This window comes from Conexibacter stalactiti (assembly GCF_033542075.1).
Classification (GTDB): Bacteria; Actinomycetota; Thermoleophilia; order Solirubrobacterales; family Solirubrobacteraceae; genus Conexibacter; species Conexibacter stalactiti.
In genome coordinates, this window is the sequence record NZ_JAWSTH010000016.1 from 42,764 (window position 1) to 60,616 (window position 17,853).

The 17,853-nt window shown below is 72.6% G+C and carries 20 protein-coding genes; 13 read left to right on the forward strand and 7 right to left on the reverse strand.

Features of this window, described 5'->3' with window-relative positions:
* Positions 1-169 precede the first annotated feature (169 nt).
* The 5 genes from R7226_RS08620 (at position 170) to R7226_RS08640 (ending at position 4,500) form a co-directional block, all read left to right on the forward strand.
* The gene (locus tag R7226_RS08620) at positions 170-631 is read left to right on the forward strand and encodes a hypothetical protein (protein ID WP_318596666.1); all 462 of its coding nucleotides are present in this window, start codon (positions 170-172) and stop codon (positions 629-631) included.
* Positions 632-791: 160 nt separating this feature from the next.
* Positions 792-1,982: an acyl-CoA dehydrogenase family protein gene (locus R7226_RS08625; protein ID WP_318596667.1), complete on the forward strand. Its 1,191-nt coding sequence runs from the start codon at positions 792-794 to the stop codon at positions 1,980-1,982.
* Between the two features lie 15 nt (positions 1,983-1,997).
* Positions 1,998-2,402 carry a cupin domain-containing protein gene (locus R7226_RS08630; protein WP_318596668.1) on the forward strand — a complete coding sequence of 135 codons (405 nt, stop codon included), beginning with the start codon at positions 1,998-2,000 and terminating at the stop codon, positions 2,400-2,402.
* Positions 2,399-3,580, forward strand: a complete 1,182-nt coding sequence (locus tag R7226_RS08635; RefSeq protein ID WP_318596669.1) for an acyl-CoA dehydrogenase family protein — start codon at positions 2,399-2,401, stop codon at positions 3,578-3,580. Before R7226_RS08630 ends, R7226_RS08635 begins: the two co-directional genes overlap by 4 nt.
* A gap of 92 nt (positions 3,581-3,672) precedes the next feature.
* On the forward strand, positions 3,673-4,500 hold the full coding sequence (locus tag R7226_RS08640) for an SDR family NAD(P)-dependent oxidoreductase (protein ID WP_318596670.1): 828 nt from the start codon (positions 3,673-3,675) through the stop codon (positions 4,498-4,500).
* Between the two features lie 13 nt (positions 4,501-4,513).
* Here the strand turns inward: R7226_RS08640 and R7226_RS08645 are convergent, their stop codons facing one another.
* Complete coding sequence (locus tag R7226_RS08645; protein ID WP_318596671.1) at positions 4,514-5,608, reverse strand: aminotransferase class V-fold PLP-dependent enzyme; 1,095 nt, start codon at positions 5,606-5,608, stop codon at positions 4,514-4,516.
* Positions 5,609-5,613: 5 nt separating this feature from the next.
* Positions 5,614-6,135, reverse strand: coding sequence for an inorganic diphosphatase (locus R7226_RS08650; protein WP_318596672.1), 522 nt, complete (start codon positions 6,133-6,135; stop codon positions 5,614-5,616).
* Between the two features lie 75 nt (positions 6,136-6,210).
* Here R7226_RS08650 and R7226_RS08655 point away from each other — a divergent pair, with 75 nt between their 5' ends.
* Complete coding sequence (locus tag R7226_RS08655; protein ID WP_318596673.1) at positions 6,211-7,200, forward strand: cation diffusion facilitator family transporter; 990 nt, start codon at positions 6,211-6,213, stop codon at positions 7,198-7,200.
* Here the strand turns inward: R7226_RS08655 and R7226_RS08660 are convergent.
* Positions 7,140-7,727: a hypothetical protein gene (locus R7226_RS08660; RefSeq protein WP_318596674.1), complete on the reverse strand. Its 588-nt coding sequence runs from the start codon at positions 7,725-7,727 to the stop codon at positions 7,140-7,142. The two genes, R7226_RS08655 and R7226_RS08660, sit on opposite strands and share 61 nt — an antisense overlap.
* Positions 7,728-7,818: 91 nt before the next feature.
* On the opposite strand from R7226_RS08660, the gene R7226_RS08665 reads away from it, so the two are divergent.
* On the forward strand, positions 7,819-8,727 hold the full coding sequence (locus tag R7226_RS08665; RefSeq protein ID WP_318596675.1) for an N-acyl homoserine lactonase family protein: 909 nt from the start codon (positions 7,819-7,821) through the stop codon (positions 8,725-8,727).
* A gap of 100 nt (positions 8,728-8,827) precedes the next feature.
* Entirely contained in the window at positions 8,828-9,346 is a 519-nt protein-coding gene (locus R7226_RS08670; RefSeq protein ID WP_318596676.1) for a calcium-binding protein, read from the forward strand.
* 165 nt (positions 9,347-9,511) lie between these two features.
* Here R7226_RS08670 and R7226_RS08675 read toward each other — a convergent pair whose 3' ends face one another.
* Together R7226_RS08675 and R7226_RS08680 are read right to left on the reverse strand one after the other, a co-directional pair.
* Positions 9,512-10,297 (reverse strand): lysophospholipid acyltransferase family protein, encoded by a 786-nt coding sequence (locus R7226_RS08675; RefSeq protein ID WP_318596677.1) that lies wholly within the window; start codon positions 10,295-10,297, stop codon positions 9,512-9,514.
* A gap of 64 nt (positions 10,298-10,361) precedes the next feature.
* Complete coding sequence (locus tag R7226_RS08680) at positions 10,362-11,822, reverse strand: MFS transporter (RefSeq protein ID WP_318596678.1); 1,461 nt, start codon at positions 11,820-11,822, stop codon at positions 10,362-10,364.
* Between the two features lie 109 nt (positions 11,823-11,931).
* Between R7226_RS08680 and R7226_RS08685 the strand changes: the two genes are divergently transcribed.
* Together R7226_RS08685 and R7226_RS08690 are read left to right on the forward strand one after the other, a co-directional pair.
* Positions 11,932-12,753, forward strand: a complete 822-nt coding sequence (locus R7226_RS08685; RefSeq protein ID WP_318596679.1) for a TetR/AcrR family transcriptional regulator — start codon at positions 11,932-11,934, stop codon at positions 12,751-12,753.
* Complete coding sequence (locus tag R7226_RS08690; RefSeq protein ID WP_318596680.1) at positions 12,750-13,604, forward strand: alpha/beta hydrolase; 855 nt, start codon at positions 12,750-12,752, stop codon at positions 13,602-13,604. Before R7226_RS08685 ends, R7226_RS08690 begins: the two co-directional genes overlap by 4 nt.
* Before the next feature lie 34 nt (positions 13,605-13,638).
* On the opposite strand, the gene R7226_RS08695 is transcribed toward R7226_RS08690, so the two are convergent.
* Entirely contained in the window at positions 13,639-14,367 is a 729-nt protein-coding gene (locus tag R7226_RS08695) for a glycosyltransferase family 2 protein (protein ID WP_318596681.1), read from the reverse strand.
* Positions 14,368-14,446: 79 nt separating this feature from the next.
* Here R7226_RS08695 and R7226_RS08700 point away from each other — a divergent pair, with 79 nt between their 5' ends.
* Positions 14,447-14,659, forward strand: coding sequence for a biotin/lipoyl-binding carrier protein (locus R7226_RS08700; protein WP_304690675.1), 213 nt, complete (start codon positions 14,447-14,449; stop codon positions 14,657-14,659).
* Positions 14,660-15,454 carry an enoyl-CoA hydratase/isomerase family protein gene (locus R7226_RS08705; RefSeq protein ID WP_318596682.1) on the forward strand — a complete coding sequence of 265 codons (795 nt, stop codon included), beginning with the start codon at positions 14,660-14,662 and terminating at the stop codon, positions 15,452-15,454.
* 48 nt (positions 15,455-15,502) lie between these two features.
* On the opposite strand, the gene R7226_RS08710 is transcribed toward R7226_RS08705, so the two are convergent.
* Positions 15,503-15,967 (reverse strand): hypothetical protein, encoded by a 465-nt coding sequence (locus R7226_RS08710; protein ID WP_318596683.1) that lies wholly within the window; start codon positions 15,965-15,967, stop codon positions 15,503-15,505.
* Positions 15,968-16,216: 249 nt separating this feature from the next.
* Between R7226_RS08710 and R7226_RS08715 the strand changes: the two genes are divergently transcribed.
* Positions 16,217-17,671 (forward strand): aminotransferase class I/II-fold pyridoxal phosphate-dependent enzyme, encoded by a 1,455-nt coding sequence (locus tag R7226_RS08715; protein ID WP_318596684.1) that lies wholly within the window; start codon positions 16,217-16,219, stop codon positions 17,669-17,671.
* Positions 17,672-17,853: the final 182 nt, after the last annotated feature.

Here is a 17,853-nt window from a genome sequence, read left to right on the forward strand (position 1 = left end):
GCTGCCTGCTCGCGCGCGTAGACGACCGCGATGGCGCGTAAACGCGGTTTTGCGGACAGCGAGGGTTTCGCCCTATGCAGGGTGAGGGAACGGTCGCTTTCGATCGCTTTCCCCAGGCAGGGGTCGCGGCGGTCGTCGTTCGTCCCACGACTCACCAGGAGGTCCTCCCTTGGAGGCAGGAATCAGCACGCGCGTCCGCGCTCTCGCGCTCGCGCTGCTCGCCACGTTGATCGCCGGCGGCGCGTTGCTCGCGTCGGCACAGGCGGCCAGCGCGGCATCGCCGCAGCTGCTCGCACCCGGCAACGGGAAGACGCTCGCGAGAGGCTCGCAGCCGCTCTTCAAGGCGCGCGACACCGACCCGAACTCGCGCCGCTACAGCGTCTACATCACGATCTCCAGATCGAAGAAGCTCGACAGACGCGGCGACCTCAAGCAGACCAGAGGCAGCGGCACCTTCTCGAGCATGAGACGGAAGGGCAAGTACGGCTTCGTCTACAAGCCCGAGAACTACTCGTTCCCGACCTGGTTCATGCAGGCGCCGGGCACGTACTACTGGCAGGTCTTCCACATCGACTGCCGCGTCAGAGGCTGCCACGTGCACAGCAAGGTGCGCTCCTTCAAGGTCGCCTGACCGACCGTCAGATCAGCGCTTCCAGCGGCCCGGTCACCCTCGCGGTGGCCGGGCCGCTTGCGTTTCGGGCGCAGGTCGGCGAGTATCGGCGCAGCTGAAAGTAGGAAGTCCTACTGTTCACTTTCGTTGCCCGCCAAACGCGCACCCGAGGAGACGTGTCATGGCCACCGCCGAGAACGTGCTGAAGCCCGACTTCGGCGCCCAGCGCAAGCACTTCATCTTCACCGAGGAGCACGACCGCCTGCGCGAGTCGATCGCCCGCTACGTCGCCAAGGAGCTGGCGCCGCACGCCGAGGAGTGGGAGCAGACGACCTTCCCCGACTCCGTCATCCAGCGGATGGGCGAGCTCGGCTTCCTCGGCCTGTCCGTGCCGGAGGAGTACGGCGGACAGGGCGGTGACTACTACGCGAACCTCGTGCTCGCCGAGGAGATGGCCGGCGCGCACTCCGGCGGCCTCGCGATGGGCGTCGCCGTCCACACCGACATGGCGACCCCGCCGATCCTCGCGTTCGGCACCGAGGAGCAGAAGCAGCAGTACCTCGCCCCCGCGATGCGCGGCGAGAAGATCGCCTGCATCGGCATAACGGAGCCCGACGCCGGCTCCGACGTCGCCGGCATCAAGACGCGCGCCGTGCGCGACGGCGACGACTGGGTCATCAACGGCTCCAAGACCTACATCACCAACGGCCTGCGCGCGGACTTCATCGTGCTGATGACGAAGACCGGCGACAGAGAGGCCGGCTACGACGGCTACACCGTCTTCATCGTCGACATGAACGCGCCCGGCGTGATCCGCGAGAAGAAGCTCGAGAAGCTCGGGATGCACGCCTCCGACACCGCGCTGCTCGCCTTCCAGGACGTGCGCGTCCCCGCCGACGCCGTGCTCGGCGAGGTCGGCAAGGGCTTCTACCACATCATGTGGGAGCTGCAGGGCGAGCGCCTGATCGGCGCCGCCGGCTGCGTCGCCGGCGCCCAGCTCGCCTTCGACAAGACGCTCCAGTACGCCCTCGAGCGGACGGCCTTCGGCCGCCAGATCGGCAAGTTCCAGGTCACCCGCCACAAGTTCGCCGAGATGGCGACGAAGATCGAGTCGGCGCGGCAGATGGTCTACACGACCGCGTGGCGCTTCAACAACGGCGAGTACCCGGTGCGCGAGATCTCGATGGCGAAGCTGCACGCGGCGCGGATCGCCGTCGAGGTCGCCGACGAGTGCATCCAGATCCACGGCGGCGCCGGCTACATGACCGAGTACGGGATCGAGCGCGTCTGGCGCGACATGCGGCTCAACCGCATCGGCGCCGGCACCGACGAGATCATGCTCGACGTCATCGGCCGCTCCTACGGCCTCTGATCGGGGCGCGGCGCGATGAGCGAGAACGGCATCGTCAGCAGCGAGGACTACTCGGTCGGCAGCATCGACGACCTCGGCGAGGGCTGGGGCTTCCGCAAGATCCGCAGACCGCTCGGCGTCACCGCCTTCGGCATCAACGCGATCGTGCTGCCGCCCGGCTACGACACCAACAACCACTATCACGAGCAGCAGGAGGAGACGTACTTCGTCCACAGCGGGCGGATCGCGATCACCTTCGGCGACGGCACGACGCACGAGCTGGGCCCCGGCGGCCTGGCGCGCGTCGCGCCGAGAACGGTGCGGCGGCTGAAGAACGTCGGCGACGGCGACGCGATCTACCTCTGCGTCGGCGGCAAGGACGGCTACGTCGAGCGGGATGGTGTGAAGGTCGAGGACGACGGGAGCGAGACGCGCCGGTGAGCGGCGATCTGCTCTCGCGGACCGGGGCGGGCGGCGCGACGGCGGCGCGCCCGCTGCCGCCGCTGACCGACGCGCACGTCGCGCTGCGGGCGGAGATGCGGGCGTTCGTCGCCGCCGAGCTGGCGCCGCACGCGGCTGCGTGGGAGGCCGCCCGCTCCTTCCCCGACAGCGCGCTGCGGCGCTGCTGCGAGGCCGGCTGGGTCGGGCTGAAGTTCCCCGCCGAGCTGGGCGGCGGCGGCGACCCCGTCGGCGCCGCCGTCTTCGCCGAGGAGCTGGCGCGCAGCGGCTCCGGCGGCCTCGGCGCCGGGATCGGCGCGCATGCCGGGATCGCGCTGCCGCCGGTCTGGAAGTTCGGCACGCCCGACCAGCACGAGCGCTTCCTCACCCCCGGGATCCGCGGTGAGAAGATCGCCGCGCTCGGCATCACCGAGCCCGACGCCGGCTCCGACGTCGCCGCGCTGCGCACGCGCGCCGAGCGCGTCGACGGCGGCTTCGTCGTCAACGGCGCCAAGCTGTTCATCACCAACGGGATGCGGGCCGACTTCGTCGTCACCGCCGTGCGAACGAAGCCCGAGGGCGGCCACGGCGGCATCTCCTTCCTGCTGATCGAACGCGGCGAGGGCTTCGCGTCGAGCCCGATCGAGAAGCTCGGCTGGCACGCCTCCGACACCGCCGAGCTGGCCTTCGACGACATCTTCGTGCCGGAGGAGAACCTGCTCGGCGAGCTGCACGGCGGCTTCAAGCTGATCATGGTCAACTTCGCCTGGGAGCGGCTGATGATGTCGCTCGGCGCGCTCGGAGCCGTCGAGCTGGTGCTGGAGCGGACGGTCGACTTCCTGCGCGCACGGGCCGGCCGCGGCACCCGCGTCAGCCAGTCCTCGCGCCACCGCGTCGCCGAGGTCGCGACGACCTTGGAGGTCGGCCGCGCGCTGACCTACCACGCGCTGCGCCTGCACCTCGCCGGCGCCGACTGCGTGAGAGAGGTGACGATGGCGAAGCTGGCGACCCAGCGGGCCGCCTACCTCGCCGCCGACAGCTGCCTGCAGGTTCACTTCGACGCGGGCGAGCACGCCGAGCCGCTGCTGGAGTGCGCCGTGCGCGACCTCCGCCTCGGCCCGATCGGCGGCGGCACCGACGAGGTGATGAAGGAGATCCTCGGCAAGACGATGGGGCTGTGAGCGGGTCCGCCCGACCGGCGTCCATCACGCGGCGGCGGACGTAGAGTCCGCCGCCGCTTCTCACACCGAACACGGTCATCAAGGAGATGTGCATGGGAGTTCTCGACGGCAAGGTCGCGATCGTCACCGGCAGCGCGCGCGGCATCGGGCGCGCGACGGCGGAGCTGCTCTCGGCGCAGGGCGCGAGCGTCCTGATCAACGACCTCGACGGCGACGTCGCGCAGCAGACGGCGTCGGAGATCGCGGGCGAGACGGCCGTCTTCGCCGGCGACCTGACGAAGGGCGACGCGCCCGACAGACTGGTCCAGACGGCGATCGACGCCTGGGGCAGAATCGACATCATCGTCAACAACGCCGGCTACACGCTCGACGGGCCGGTCCACAAGCTGAGCGACGACTGGTGGCAGCGGATGCTCGACATCCACGTCACCGTCCCGTTCAGAGTCGTGCGCGCCGCCGCGCCGCACCTGCGCGAGCCGGCGAAGGCCGAGCGCGAGCAGGGCGTCGAGGTCTTCCGCAAGATCGTCAACGTCTCCTCCACCTCCGGCACGATGGGCAACGCCGGGCAGGCCAACTACTCGGCCGCGAAGTCGGCCGTCGTCGGCCTCACGAAGACGCTGGCGAAGGAGTGGGGCCAGTTCAAGATCAACTGCAACGCGGTCGCGTTCGGCTTCATCGACACGCGCCTGACGCAGTCCAAGGACGAGGCCAACAAGATGACGATCGACGGCGAGGAGGTCCAGCTCGGGATCCCCGACCAGCTGCGCGGCATGTCGCAGATGCTGATCCCGATCGGACGCTCGGCGAAGCCCGAGGAGGCCGCCGGCGGCGTCTTCTTCCTCTGCTCGCCGTGGTCGAACTACGTCCACGGGCAGGTGCTGAACGTCACCGGCGGGCTGTTCACCGGGATGACGACCTGACGCAGGTCCTGCTTCAGGCGGGCAGGGCCTCGAGCAGGCGCTCGAGGTCCCGCTCGTCGTTCCAGCCGCCGAACGAGGCGCGCAGGATGTCCTCGCCCGGCAGGAAGCGCACGATCACGCCGGCCTGCGCGAGCTGCTCGGAGCGGTCCGGAGCGTTCGGCTCGCGCCACGTCACCAGCGTCGTGCGGTCGCGCTCCAGCAGCTCGCGGCCGCGCTCGCGCAGCTTGTCGGCCGCCAGCTCGGCGAGGTCGTGGGCGTGGCGGTGGATCGCCGCCCAGCCGGTCGCCTCGAACAGCTCCAGCATCGCGACGGCGTGGACCGGGGCGAGGCTCGCGAGCGTCGGCGTGTCGAACGCCTGCGCGTCGTCGCGCGCGACGGCGTCGAGGCCGGCGTTGGCGTCGGCGAGGTTGAGGTAGCCGGGGCTCGGCACCGTCAGCCGCTCGCGCGCGGCCGGGTCGATCCACAGCATGCCCGTGCCGGACGGGCCGCACAGCCACTTCTGGCCCGCTCCGGCGTAGAAGTCGGCGCCGAGCGCGGTCACGTCGGTCGGCACGGCACCGACGCCCTGGGCGCCGTCGAGCAGCACCAGCGGCGGCGCGGCCGCGAGCGCGGCCGTCGGCGCGTAGGCACCGCTGCGCCAGCTGACATGGGAGCAGACGACGAGGCGCGTGCTGGGGCCGATCGCGTCGGCCAGGTCGGCCAGCGGCGCGGTGCGGACGGCGACGCCGCGCTCGCGCTGGGCGACGAGCGGCCCGTAGACGCCGGGGTGCTCCTCGTCGCTGGTGAGGATCTCGTCGCCGGGTCTCAAGGCGAGCCCGAGCAGCACGCGGCTGACGCCGTCGGTCGTCGACGTCGTCAGCGCGACGTCGGCGGGGGCGGCGTTCAGGTAGGCGGCGTAGCCGGCCCGCAGCTGCTCCATCCGCTCCTGGAAGGCGGCGAAGAACGGCATCGCGCCGCGGCCCTCGCGCTCCTCCAGCTCAGCCTGCGCGCGCACGGCCTCCGTGGCGGCGCGAGCGATCGGCCCGTTGGTGCCCGCGTTCAGATACGCGAGCCGTTCGACGACCGGGAACTGCGCCCGCAGTGAGGCGAGCGCATCACTCCCCGGCATCAGGTTCACCCTTTTTGGAGGGCCTTGGCGCGCTTGTCCTGCTGGTCCTTCCAGCGCTGGTGCGACTCTCTGATGACCTCGATCGCGGCCTCTCTCGGGAACCAGCCGTCGACCTTGACGACCTTGCCCTCGGGGGTCTTGTAGATCGAGAAGAAGTGCGAGATCTCGTCGCGCAGCGGCAGCGAGAGGTCGTCGAGCTCGTTCATCCAGTTCCAGTTCGGATCCTCGAGCGGCACGCACAGCACCTTGTCGTCGATCCCCTTGTCGTCGCGCATCTTGAAGAGCGCGATCGGCTTGACGGGGATGACGCAGCCGGGGAAGGTCGGCTCGGAGACGCAGACCATCGCGTCGAGTGGATCGCCGTCTTCACCGAGCGTCTCGGGGATGAAGCCGTAGTCGGTCGGATAGACCACGGACGAGAAGAGGAAGCGGTCGAACTTGATCGCACCGAGCTCTTCGTCCCACTCGTACTTGTTTCGGCTGCCCTTCGGGATCTCGACCAGGCAGTGGAGGAGGTTCGCGTTCATTCAGCCCTAGGTTACGGGGCCGAGCCGCGGAACGCTGTCAGGGCGCGCACGTGCGGGAGCGTACGATGTGCCGCGATGGGCCACGAACACGGGCATTCCCACGGTCACGGAGCGGTCAGAGACGCCCGTGCGCTGAAGATCGCGCTGACGCTGATCCTCGCCTTCATGTCGGTCGAGGTCGTCGTCGGCGTCGTCGCCTCGTCGCTGGCGCTGCTCTCCGACGCGGCGCACATGCTGACCGACGCCGCCGCGCTGGCGCTGTCGCTGCTGGCGCTGCGGATCGCCAGACGGCCGGCGAGAGGCGCGATGACCTATGGCTTCGGCCGCGTCGAGATCCTCAGCGCGCAGGCCAACGGCATCACGCTGCTGCTGCTCGGCGCGTGGATCACCTACGAGGCGATCCGCCGCCTGTTCGACCCGCCCGCCGTCGAGGGCGGGCTGGTGCTGATCGTCGCCGTCGTCGGCATCTTCGTGAACCTCGCCGCGACCTGGGTGCTGGCGCGCGCCAACCGCGAGAGCCTCAACGTCGAGGGCAGCTTCCAGCACATCCTCACCGACCTCTACGCCTTCATCGCGACCGCGATCGCCGGCGCGGTGATACTGCTGACCGGCTTCGAGCGCGCCGATCCGCTCGCCTCGCTGCTCGTCGCCGGCTCGATGTTCCTCGCCGGCACGAGCCTCGTGAAGGCGAGCGCGCGCGTCTTCCTGGAGGCGGCGCCGGAGGGCTTCGACCCGCAGCAGATCGGGATGGCGCTGGCCCGTCACGACGGCGTCGTCGAGGTCCACGACCTGCACGTCTGGGAGGTCACCTCCGGCTTCCCGGCGCTGTCGGCGCACGTCGTCGCCAGAGCGGGGCTCGACCTGCGCGCGCTGCGGTTGGAGCTGGCGACGATGCTCGACGAGCAGTTCGAGCTGCACCACGCGACGCTTCAGCTCGACCACGAGCAGGGCCCGCTGCAGATCGCGCCGCTCGGCGGCGAGCCGGGCGCGGGCGGCGACGCGTCTCAGCCGGCTGAGGGCGTCTCGGCGACCTCGCCGAGCGCCAGTCGCGCGCCCGAGAAGTAGTCGCCGGCCGGCGAGACGAGGTAGGCGGCCAACGCGGCCAGCTCGCCGTCGGTCGTGCGCGCGCCGGGTGTGATCGCGACCGTGCGGATGCCGAAGCGCGACCACTCGATCGAGAGCGTGCGGGCGATGTTCTCGGCGGCGCCGCGGACGCCATCCGCCTGCGGGTCCTCTGCCCCGCGCGGCGGCGGGGCGACGAGCACGACCTTGCCGGCGCGGGCCGGTTCGATCCAGGCGGCGTTGGCGACGGCGCGGATCGTCACCCAGGCGCCGTCGAGCGTCGCCCCCAGTCCGTCGTCGCCGCCGCTGCCGAAGGCCGGACGCAGGTCGTGGACGAGCGCGTCGAGCGCGCCGTGCGCGGTCACGGCCGCCCGCGCGTGGGAGGCCGCATCGTCCTCGTCGAGCGTCAGCGGCAGCGTCGCCGGCGTCGCGCCCAGCTCCGCCAGCGCGGGCCCGAACGGACCGCCGCCGCCGAGCGCGATCGTGCGGCCGTCGAGCAGGCCGGGGCGGAGCAGCGCGGTCGGATCCATGCGCCGCGCAGCGTACCCGGCGAGCACGGCGCCGCGCTCCGCTCCGGAAGCGGGTGCGGTGCCCTCCGCGCGTGCGGGTAGGCTCGCGCCGATGGCCGTCGCGACCGAGCCCAAGCCGCTCACGCACGCGCTCCCGGATGGCAGCGCCGAGGCGACCGTGCGGCTGACGCCGCTGCTGGCCGGGGAGCTGGGCTCGCCGCCGGCGATGCTGGCACGCCGCGAGGGCCGCTTCGGCGGATTGCGCGACCGCGCCGGGATCCTCTTCGGCCGCCGCGCGAACTGGGAGTGGCTGCCGGTCCCCGCCTTCCTCGTCGAGCACCCGACCGCCGGCCCGCTGCTGGTCGACACCGGCTTCCACGGCAGTGCCGCCGACGATCCCACGATCAACATGGGCCGCGCGGCGCGGCTGCTGTACCGCGTGCGGATGACGCGCGAGCAGACGGTCGCGGCGCAGCTGGAGGCGCGCGGGATCGCGCCGACCGACGTGCGCACCGTCGTGATGACCCACCTGCACATAGACCACGCTGGCGGCGTGCCGGAGTTCCCCGCCGCGACCTTCGTCGTCGACCGGCGCGAGTGGGCGGCGGCCTCCGCGGGCGGCTGGCGCCAGGGCTACCACGGCCGCCAGTTCGACCACGCCTTCGACTGGCGCGAGATCGACTACGGCGCGCCCTCGATCGACTCGTTCGCCAGCTTCGGCCAGTCGTTCGACCTGTTCGGCGACGGCTCCGTGCGACTGCTGTCGACTCCCGGCCACACCGCCGGCCACCAGTCGGTGCTGCTGCGGCTGCGCGAGCGCGAACTGCTGCTGGTCGGCGACGCGGCCTACACGTGGGCGGCCCTGCGCGACGGCGCGATGCCGCTCGAACTGCACGACGAGCACCACTACCGCCGCTCGCGCGGGGAGATCGCGCACTACCTGCGGCTGACGCCGAGCGCACTCGCGATCCCCGGTCACGACGCCGCGGCGTGGGCGACGCTGGAACCTCAGTACGCGTAGCGCGGCCGTTCAGGGTCCCGGCTCAGGTGCGCCCCCGATGGCGCGCGGGCCGGTGCGCGGGAGGCTGGTCTCCTCGATGGAACCGACAAGGAGATCAACCATGCCGCGCAGTGCACTCGCGCTGCTGACCGTCGTGGCCGCGCTCGCGGCCGCGGGCGCCGGCGCGCAGACGCCCGCCCCGACCTGCGACGGGAAGGCCGCGACGATCGTCGCCGAGCCAGGTCAGGACAACGTCCAGGGGACCGACGGCGACGATTTCGTCTTCGGCGGCGAGGGGAACGACACGATCTGCGGCCTCGGCGGCGACGACCAGCTGCAAGGAGGCGCGGGCGACGACCGCGGCTTCGGCGCGGCCGGCGAGGACCGCATCGTCGGCCACGCGGGCGCTGACCTGCTCGACGGCGGCGCCGGGGAGGACTTCCTGCGCGGTGACGAGGGCGCCGACCGATTCGCCGGCGGCGGCGGCGGCGCCGGCGACGACCGCCTGATGGGCGCGACGGGCGACGACGTGCTCAGCGGCGGCAAGGGCGACGACGAGCTGTGGGGCGCGGCCGGCCGCGACACCTGCAACGGCGGCCCGGGCAGGGACGATCGCGTCTCCTGCGAGCGGGGCAGCTGAGCGGGGGGAACGTGCCGCGCTCCTGCGACGTGTTGACGCAGGGCGCTTGCAACTTCCTGCCGGGTTCTGGCGAATTACCGGCGGGGGAACGTGCGATGGCCGCGGGCGGAGCACCGTCCGCGGCCAACGTGCACGTGTCGGCCTCCGCGGGGCCGGCGGGCGTGCTCAGCCGAGCGCCGGCTTGACCGCGCGGCGCTCCTCGCGCGCGCGTCTGGCGACGCCCTTGGGGCCGAGCTGCTCGATCTGCGCGTAGAGCGCCTTGATCTCCGTCAGCACGGCGTCGGCGACCTCCTGCTGCTGCTCGCGCGTCGGTCTGTCGACCGGCTCCCAGCGCATCGGCTCTCCGTACAGGACGATCACCTTCGGGAACTGGAGCTTCTTCCAGTTGCGCACTCTGACCGAGCCGTAGATCGCGGCCGGCACGATCGGCGCGCCTGACTGCAGCGCGATCCGGCCGATGCCGGGGCGGGCGCGGTCGCTGACCTTGCCGTCGCGCGAGCGACCGCCCTCGCAGTACATCACCAGCGTCCCTCTGCGCTCGAGGATCGAGTAGGTCGTCTGGAAGGCGTCCTCGTCGAAGGCGCCCCGCCGCACCGGGAAGACGCCGCCGGGCGAGAAGATCCACTCGCCCGGCTTCTTGAACAGCTGCGACTTCGCCATGAAGCGGACGCGGCGGCGGATGAAGGCGCCGACGAAGAAGTGGTCCATGAACGAGGCGTGGTTGGGGGCGAGGATCACGGCGCCCTCGTTCGGCACGCGCTCGGAGTGGTAGCCGCGCATGCGGAACGCGCTCAGCCCCCACAGGACGGTGACTGTGCGGACGGCCTCGTAGACCCAGTTGGGGTCGGTCGTCCGCGCCCGCTGGTGGAACTTGTCGAAGTAGTCCTTCTCGCGCGAGTCCTTGTAGACCTGCGCCTTCATGCTCGACAGTCTCGGATCGTGGTCGGCCATCGCGCGAACCTTAGCGCCGCGCCGGGCGCGGAGGCGCGCCCGGCGCGGGCGCTGAGAACGCCGCTCAATGCACCTCCTCCTCGCGCGGCTGTATCGGCAGCAGCAGCGCCAGCAGCGCCGCCGCCGCGATCAACGCCAGCACCCAGATCACGACCCGCTCGAACGCGTCCGTGAAGCCGTCGTCGCCGAGCACGGTGAAGAAGACGGTGCCGATGACGGCGATGCCGACGGCGGCGCCGAGCTGCTGGATCGCGTTGAGAGCGCCGGAGGCCGAACCGACCTCCTCGTCGCCGACGGCGGCGAGGATGAGGCTGAACAGCGGCGCGACGACGAGCCCGATGCCGAACCCGGCGAGCAGCTGCGGGCCGGCCAGCTGCATGCTCGTGACCTCGAGCCCGTTGTGGTTGACGACGGCCAGCAGCGCCACCATCCCGACGGCCATCAGCAGCAGCCCCAGGTGGAGCACGTGGCGGCCGAAGCGCGGCACCAGCAGCGCGCCGCCGACGCCGGCGCCGACCGCCATCCCAAGCGACTGCGGCACGAGTGTGAGGCCGGCGTGGATCGCGCTGAAGTGCAAGCCGAGCTGGAGATAGAGCGTCAGCACCAGCATCAGGCCCATCATCGCGGCGAAGAACAGCAGCAGCACGAAGGCGCCGCTGGTGTAGGCGCGCTTGGCGAAGATGCTCGTCGTGACGAGCGGGTCGCGGCCGGCGCGCTCGCGGGCGCGCTCGTGCAGCCCGAAGACGACGAACAAGACGCCGCTGGCGGCCATCATCGCGAAGGTCCACGCCGGCCAGTCGAGCTCGCGGCCCTGGATCAGCGGGTAGATCAGCAGGCCGACGGCGGCCGCGACGAGCACCGCGCCGACGCCGTCGAGCCGGCTCACGCCGGGCGTTCTCGACTCCGGCAGCAGCGCGACCGCGCCGGCGACCGCGACGATCCCGAGCGGCAGGTTGACGAGGAAGATCAGCCGCCAGCCGGTCCCGAACAGGTCGGCGTCGACGAGCGCGCCGCCGACGATCGGGCCGAGCACGGCCGAAAGACCGATGACGGGACCGAAGAGGCCGAACGCCTTCGGCAGCTCCTCGGTCGAGAAGGCCGAGCGGATGATCCCGAAGCCCTGCGGGATCATCAGCGCCGCGGCGGCGCCCTGCAGCAGCCGGAAGGCGACCAGCACGCCGGTGCTCGGTGCGATCCCGCACAGCAGCGAGCAGGCCGTGAAGCCGACGATGCCGACGATGAAGAGACGACGGCGGCCGTAGAGGTCACCGAGGCGGCCGCCGAGCACGAGCCCGACGGCGAGCGCCAGCGCGTAGCCCCCGACGATCCACTGCAGCGCCGCCGAGGAGGCGTGCAGCTCGGCGCTGATCGACGGCGCGGCGACGTTGACGATCGTGCCGTCGAGCAGGTCCATGCACTCGACGGCGAGCACGACGAACAGGATCAGCCAGCGCTTGGGATGGCCGGCGGCGGGTCCTGGCGGAGCGGCGGGCGCGGCGGTTGGAGCTGTTTCGGTGGATGTCACGGGGGCCTCGTGATTCGATCGCGGTTCGGACGGCGGGTGGAACGGTGTTCGTCCAAGTTCGAACACTGTTTTTTTACTCGAACACTGTTCTAGCGTACAATCACTGTTCGTGTCAACCGCTCCGATCCCCGATCCCCCCTGGAAGCGCCGCAGAGCGAGACGCCCGGCGCAGAAGGCGCCGCTGACGCGCGAGGCCGTGCTCGACGCCGCCCAGGCGATCCTCGACCAAGAGGGCCTCGCCGGCATCTCGATGCGGCGAATCGCCGAGCGGCTCGACACCGGTCCGGCGTCGCTCTACCAGCACGTCGCGGACAAGGAGGAGCTGCTCGACGAGCTGCTCGACCGGGTGCTCGGCGAGATCGAGTTCCCGAGACCGGACCCCGACGACTGGCAGACGCCGTTGAAGGAGGTGCTGCGCACGCTGCGGCGCGTGCTCGCCGCCCACAGGGACATCGCCTACGTGACGCTCGGGAAGGTCCCGACCGGCCCCAACGGGCTCGCCGGCGCCGAGGCGATGCTGGCGATCCTGAGCGTCGGCGGCGTGCCGGGACCGATCGCCTCCTACGCGCTCGACCTGCTCGCGCTGTTCGTCGGCGCCGTCGCCTACGAGGAGGCGATCGAGGAGCAGCGGATCGGCTCCCCGGAGCAGGCGCAGCACTACCACGAGCAGGTCGGCAGCTACTTCGCCACGCTGCCGCCCGCGCGTTTCCCGACGATCACCGGCATGATCGACGACCTGACGCGGATCGGCGCGACCGAGGACGAGCGCTTCGAGTTCCAGCTCGACGTGCAGCTGCGCGGGATCGCGGCGCACGTCGAGGAGTACGCGGCCGGCCGCGGCATCTTCCACGCGGGCGGGAGCGGCGCGGAGGCGGGCGGCGCGCGGGCGACCGCGAACGGCGCGGACGCGGGCGCAGCACCCGGCGCGTGAGCGTCGTCGCGCGGCGGCGGCTGGTCGCGCTGCTGGCGCTGGGCGTGGTCGCGGTCGCGGCGGTGCTCGCCGTCGGCGCACTGCGCGACGTCGTCCGCGGCTACGACCCGCGGGGCGCCTCCGTCACGCACGCGGAGCTGCGCAGCGACGCCGTCGCCGGCCGCGCGCTGAAGCAGACCTACGTGGCGCCGGCCGGCGGCGCGCGCGGCCGGCCGCTGCTCGTCTTCCTGCACGGCCGCGGCGAGGACGGCGCCGACTCCAACCTCTCCGACGAGCTGTTCGCCGCGCTGCACGCGCTCGGCGACCGCGCTCCGGCGATCGTCTTCCCCGACGGCGGCGAGGCCTCCTACTGGCATGACCGCGCCGACGGCGCCTGGGGCCGCTACGTGCTGGAGGAGGCGATCCCGGCCGCCGTCCGCCGCCTCCACGCCGACCCGCGGCGGATCGCGATCGGCGGCATCTCGATGGGCGGCTTCGGCGCCTACGACCTCGCGCGGCGCGCACCCGGCCGCTTCTGCGCGGTCGGCGGCCACTCCCCCGCGCTGTGGCAGAGCGCCGGCGAGACGGCGGCGGGCGCCTTCGACGACGCCGAGGACTTCGCCGCGCACGACCTGATCGCCGCCGCCCACTCCGGCGAGGCGTCGTGGCGCGACCTGCCGCTGTGGCTCGACAGCGGTGGCGAGGATCCCTTCCGCCCCGGCATCGACGCCTTCGCGGGCGCGTTGCGCGACGGCGGCGCCGACGTGCGGGCCCGCACCTGGCCCGGCGCCCACGAGGGCGGCTACTGGCGCGCGCACATGCGCGACTACCTGCGCTTCTACGCCGCTGCGCTGGCGCACTGCGAGCGCTGAGCGGCGCGCCGGGCCGCCGCGTGTTGGCGCGCCGCTACCGCCGCGCGACGTAGACCGCGACGAAGTCCCTCAGCTGCCGGCCGCGGTGCAGGAAGCCGCGCAGCGTCTTGCCGGTCGCGCGGTGGGTCAACGGCAGCTCGACCTCGCGCACGCGGTAGCCGGCGCGCACGGCGTCGACCGTCATCCCGATCTCCATCCCGAAGCGCGGCGCGAACGGCACGACCGCGGGCAGCAGGTCGGCGCGCAGCGCGCGCTGGCCGGAGATCGGCGCGATCGTGTCGAGGCCGCAGCGCCGTCTGATCGCCCAGTGCGCGAAGCCGACCGCGAGCCCGAAGCCGCCGCCGACGCGGCGCGCGAAGGCGGCGACGGCGAGGTCGGCGTCGCCGCGCGCGACCGTCTCGACCAGCTGCGCCAGCGCGCTGGCGCTCGTCGCCAGGTCGCCGTCGCACAGCAACACGACCGGCGGGTCGGGCTCCTGCGCAAGCGCCAGCAGCCGCTGCGCGCCGAGTGTCGCCGCCCCGCCCTTGCCGACGTTGCGCTCGCTGCGCACGACCTCGGCGCCGTGAGCGGCGGCGACCTCGGCGGTGCCGTCGGCCGAGCCGTCGTCGGCGACGACGACGCGCACGCCGGGGAAGACCTCGCGCAGCGCCGCGAGCGTCGCCGGCAGGCGGTCGGCCTCGTCGTGCGCGGCGATCAGCACGACCGGCGGGCGCCCGACCGTCGGGGTGGGCTCAGGCGTGTGGGGGGAAGCGTCGTCGGACATCACGTGCGGCGGCTATTCTGGCGCCCCGCGGGGCCGACTGCGGCGCCGTTCCCCATTTGCGCATCTTCCAGGAGGTCCCATGGCTGACGTCGAGGCTCACATCACCGGCACCGTCTGGAGAGTCGAAGTCGAGGTCGGCGACACGATCGACGAGGGCGACACGGTCGTGATCCTCGAGTCGATGAAGATGGAGATGCCGGTCGAGGCGGAGGATCCCGGCACCGTCAAGGAGATCCGCTGCGCCGAGGGCCAGGCGGTCTCCGAGGGCGACACGCTGATCGTGCTCGAGTAGATGTCCGCGGGCGCTTCGGAGCCGGCCGGCGGCCGGCTGCTGCTCGACGAGCCGGCGCCCGGCGTCGCGCGGCTGACGATCTCAAACCCCGCCAAGCGCGGCGCGCTCGACGCCCCGCTGCTGGCGGCGCTGGCCGAGACGTTCGCGTCGCTGGACGCCCGCTGCGTGCTGCTGACCGGCGAGGGCCGCTCCTTCTGCGCCGGCTACGACATCGGCGCGCTCACCTCCGAGGGGTACGACGACAGCGGCGGCCACCCCTTCCAGGCGGCGCTGGCCGCCGTCGCCGACTACCCCTATCCCGTCGTCGCCGCGCTCAACGGCTACGCGATCGGCGGCGGCCTGGAGCTGGCGATCACCTGCGACCTGCGAATCGCCGCCGCCGGCGTGCAGCTCGGGATGCCGCCGGCGAAGCTCGGCGTCGTCTACAACCACGGCGGGATCAACCGCTTCGTGACCGCGATCGGCGCCGCTCGCACGCGCGAGCTGTTCCTCACCGGCCGCCGCATCGACGCCGAGACGGCCGAACGCTGGGCGCTCGTCAACGAGGTCGTGCCGGCCGAGCAACTGCCCGACGCGGCGCTGGCGCTGGCGCGCGAGATCGCCGCCAACGCGCCGCTGTCGCTGCGCGGCAACAAGGCCGCGATCGCCGCCGTCTGCGCGGCCGCGGGCGCGCTCGACGACATGACGGCCGCCAAGCTCGACGCCGCGCGCCGCGAGGCGTTCCTCTCGGACGACCTGCGCGAGGGCCTCGCCGCCTTCGCCGAGAAGCGCCCGCCGGCCTGGCGCGGGCGCTGAGCGAGCGCGCGCCCGGGTGGGCGCGCCGCGCCGCGCGCCCGACCTCCGCTAGCCGGTCTTCGCCAGCGCTTCCACGACCCGCTCGGTCAGCACGTCCGGCGGGCCGTACAGCTCGACGCTCGGCCCCTGCTCGGGCGCGATCGTCAGCCGCGTGCCGCCGTCGGCGGGTGCGGCGTCGATGTCGATCGCCGCCCGCTCCCATGCCGCCAGCATGCTCGTGGGGTGTGGCACCGGACCGTGCCCGGGCTCCGTGCGCGCCTTCAGCAGATGCACCCGCTCGCCCGTCACGGCGACCAGCACCGCCTGCGGCAATCGCACCGACCGCGGACGCCCGCAGGCGCGCTGCACGAGCCCCACCGGGCCGTCGGACAGCGCGTGCCCGAAGGCCCTCCAGCCGCGCGGGCGCATGAACTGCGCCGCCGCCACCACTCTGTCGTCGAGCAGCTCCCCCGCCGCTCGGTCATACCGCTGCGCCCATGCCCCGGTCGGTGCCTCGACGCGTTGCTCGGCCATCTCCTACCTCCAGCCAGTTCCCGGTGTTTTGATCCTTCCAACGTGGATCTGGCACAGCAAGTGTGGGATCGCCGTGATGGCGCGCTGACCACTGAAACATTCGGCCAGAGAGGGCAGAAGCTCAGGCTCAGGTCGACCGTGAGACTCGTCCTTTGCGAACAGGGGTTCGACTCGCGACGCCAGTCACGAACTTTCCCGCTACGTGCGGGAAAAGTGCCGTCCGACGGTGTCCATAACCTCGCCCTTGCGATGATCGAGATCGAGGCACGACTGGACGAACTGGAGCAGCTCGGGCTCTCCCGCCGGATGCGGCTCGTCAGCGGACCCCAGGGGCCGCGGGTCGTGCTCGACGGCAAGCCGGTCCTGCTGCTGTGCTCGAACAACTACCTCGGCCTCGCCGACCATCCGGCGGTGCGCGAGGCCGCGGCCGACGCCGCGATGCGCTGGGGCGTCGGCGCAGGCGGCTCGCGCCTCGTCTCCGGCACGATGACGATCCACCGCCGGCTCGAGGAGCGGCTCGCCGCCTTCCAGCGCCGCCAGGCGGCGTTGCTGTTCGGCTCCGGCTACCTCGCCAACGTCGGCGTCGTCTCCTCGCTCGCGCGCGCCGGCGACGTCGTCTTCTCCGACGAGCTGAACCACGCCGCCGTCGTCGACGGCTGCCGGCTGTCGCGCGCCGACGTCTTCATCTACGAGCACGGCGACGTCGAGCATCTCGAATGGGGGCTGCGCGAGGCCGAGGGCCGCGGCGCGCTGATCGTCACCGACGGCGTCTTCGCGCGCGACGGCGACCTCGCCCCGCTGCCCGAGCTGGTCGAACTGGCCGAGCGGTGGGACGTGCGCCTCGTCGTCGACGACTCCCATGGCGTCGGCACGCTCGGCTCGGGCGGCCGCGGCGCCGTCGCCGAGGCCGGCTGCGAAGACGGCGTCGACGTCGTGATCGGCTCGCTCGGCAAGGCGCTCGGCTCCTACGGCGCCTACGTCGTCTGCGACCAGCCGATGGCGCGCTACCTCGCGACCTCCGCCCGCTCGCTGATCCACTCGACCGCACCTTCCCCGCCCGCCGTCGCCGGCGCGCTCGCCGCGCTGACGCTGTTGGAGCAGCAGCCCCGCCGCGTCGAGAAGCTGCAGGCGAACGCCGCGCTGCTGCGCAGCGAGCTGGCCGCCGCCGGCTTCGACGTGCCGGGCAGCGGCCACTCGCCGATCGTGCCGCTCGCGCTCGGCGACGCCGCGACGGCGCTGCGCAGCTGCGAGCGGGCGCTGGAGCGCGGCGTCTTCGCCCAGCCGCTGCTGCCGCCGCAGGTGCCGCTCGACGGCGCCGGCCTCCGCCTCGCGGTGATGGCCTCGCACTCCAAGAGCGAGCTGAGAGATGCCGCACGCGCGCTCGCGCAGGCGGCGAGGGCAGCCGGTGCGGTGCAGAGCGAGCCGCGACGGGCGCCGCAGCCGGCGCCAATCCGCGAGCCGGCAGCGGTCGCGCCCGGTCCGCGCGCCCGTCACGCGGAGCTGTGGGACGACGGCGAGGGCGAGCTGTGGGTCGAGCAGCGTCGGCCGGTCATCGCGGCCGAGGCCGTGCAGGCGAGCGGGCGCCCCTTCGACGCCGAGCTGGACGGTCCGCCGGCGCCGCGGGCATCGCGCCGTGCAGCGCAGACCGCGCAGGGCATCTTCGACGTCGAGGCGCCCGCCTCGGTCGTCGAGCACGCGGCCTGAGCCTCCTTCCCCCAGAAACACGAACGCCCGGCGGGGACCGGGCGTTCGCGGAGGGGAGGAATCGCTCGCTGCACTGCAGCACTTGGGGGAAGTTGGACGGAGCGGGTTCTGCTGATGAGCTTCGCCCACCCCGTGACGCACATCCACTCATCCGACCCTCAGTCGAACCTCATCACCGCCTA

What these genes read in the sequence shown, in the direction of transcription:
- R7226_RS08645 (WP_318596671.1), bottom strand. Translation starts at nt 5,608, where the DNA reads ATGCCGGGGAGTGATGCGCTCGCCTCACTGCGGGCGCAGTTCCCGGTC.
- R7226_RS08710 (WP_318596683.1), bottom strand. Translation starts at nt 15,967, where the DNA reads ATGGCCGAGCAACGCGTCGAGGCACCGACCGGGGCATGGGCGCAGCGG.
- R7226_RS08625 (WP_318596667.1), top strand. Translation starts at nt 792, where the DNA reads ATGGCCACCGCCGAGAACGTGCTGAAGCCCGACTTCGGCGCCCAGCGC.
- R7226_RS08700 (WP_304690675.1), top strand. Translation starts at nt 14,447, where the DNA reads ATGGCTGACGTCGAGGCTCACATCACCGGCACCGTCTGGAGAGTCGAA.
- R7226_RS08640 (WP_318596670.1), top strand. Translation starts at nt 3,673, where the DNA reads ATGGGAGTTCTCGACGGCAAGGTCGCGATCGTCACCGGCAGCGCGCGC.
- R7226_RS08630 (WP_318596668.1), top strand. Translation starts at nt 1,998, where the DNA reads ATGAGCGAGAACGGCATCGTCAGCAGCGAGGACTACTCGGTCGGCAGC.
- R7226_RS08655 (WP_318596673.1), top strand. Translation starts at nt 6,211, where the DNA reads ATGGGCCACGAACACGGGCATTCCCACGGTCACGGAGCGGTCAGAGAC.
- R7226_RS08660 (WP_318596674.1), bottom strand. Translation starts at nt 7,727, where the DNA reads ATGGATCCGACCGCGCTGCTCCGCCCCGGCCTGCTCGACGGCCGCACG.
- R7226_RS08670 (WP_318596676.1), top strand. Translation starts at nt 8,828, where the DNA reads ATGCCGCGCAGTGCACTCGCGCTGCTGACCGTCGTGGCCGCGCTCGCG.
- R7226_RS08675 (WP_318596677.1), bottom strand. Translation starts at nt 10,297, where the DNA reads ATGGCCGACCACGATCCGAGACTGTCGAGCATGAAGGCGCAGGTCTAC.
- R7226_RS08695 (WP_318596681.1), bottom strand. Translation starts at nt 14,367, where the DNA reads ATGTCCGACGACGCTTCCCCCCACACGCCTGAGCCCACCCCGACGGTC.
- R7226_RS08705 (WP_318596682.1), top strand. Translation starts at nt 14,660, where the DNA reads ATGTCCGCGGGCGCTTCGGAGCCGGCCGGCGGCCGGCTGCTGCTCGAC.
- R7226_RS08650 (WP_318596672.1), bottom strand. Translation starts at nt 6,135, where the DNA reads ATGAACGCGAACCTCCTCCACTGCCTGGTCGAGATCCCGAAGGGCAGC.
- R7226_RS08665 (WP_318596675.1), top strand. Translation starts at nt 7,819, where the DNA reads ATGGCCGTCGCGACCGAGCCCAAGCCGCTCACGCACGCGCTCCCGGAT.
- R7226_RS08715 (WP_318596684.1), top strand. Translation starts at nt 16,217, where the DNA reads ATGATCGAGATCGAGGCACGACTGGACGAACTGGAGCAGCTCGGGCTC.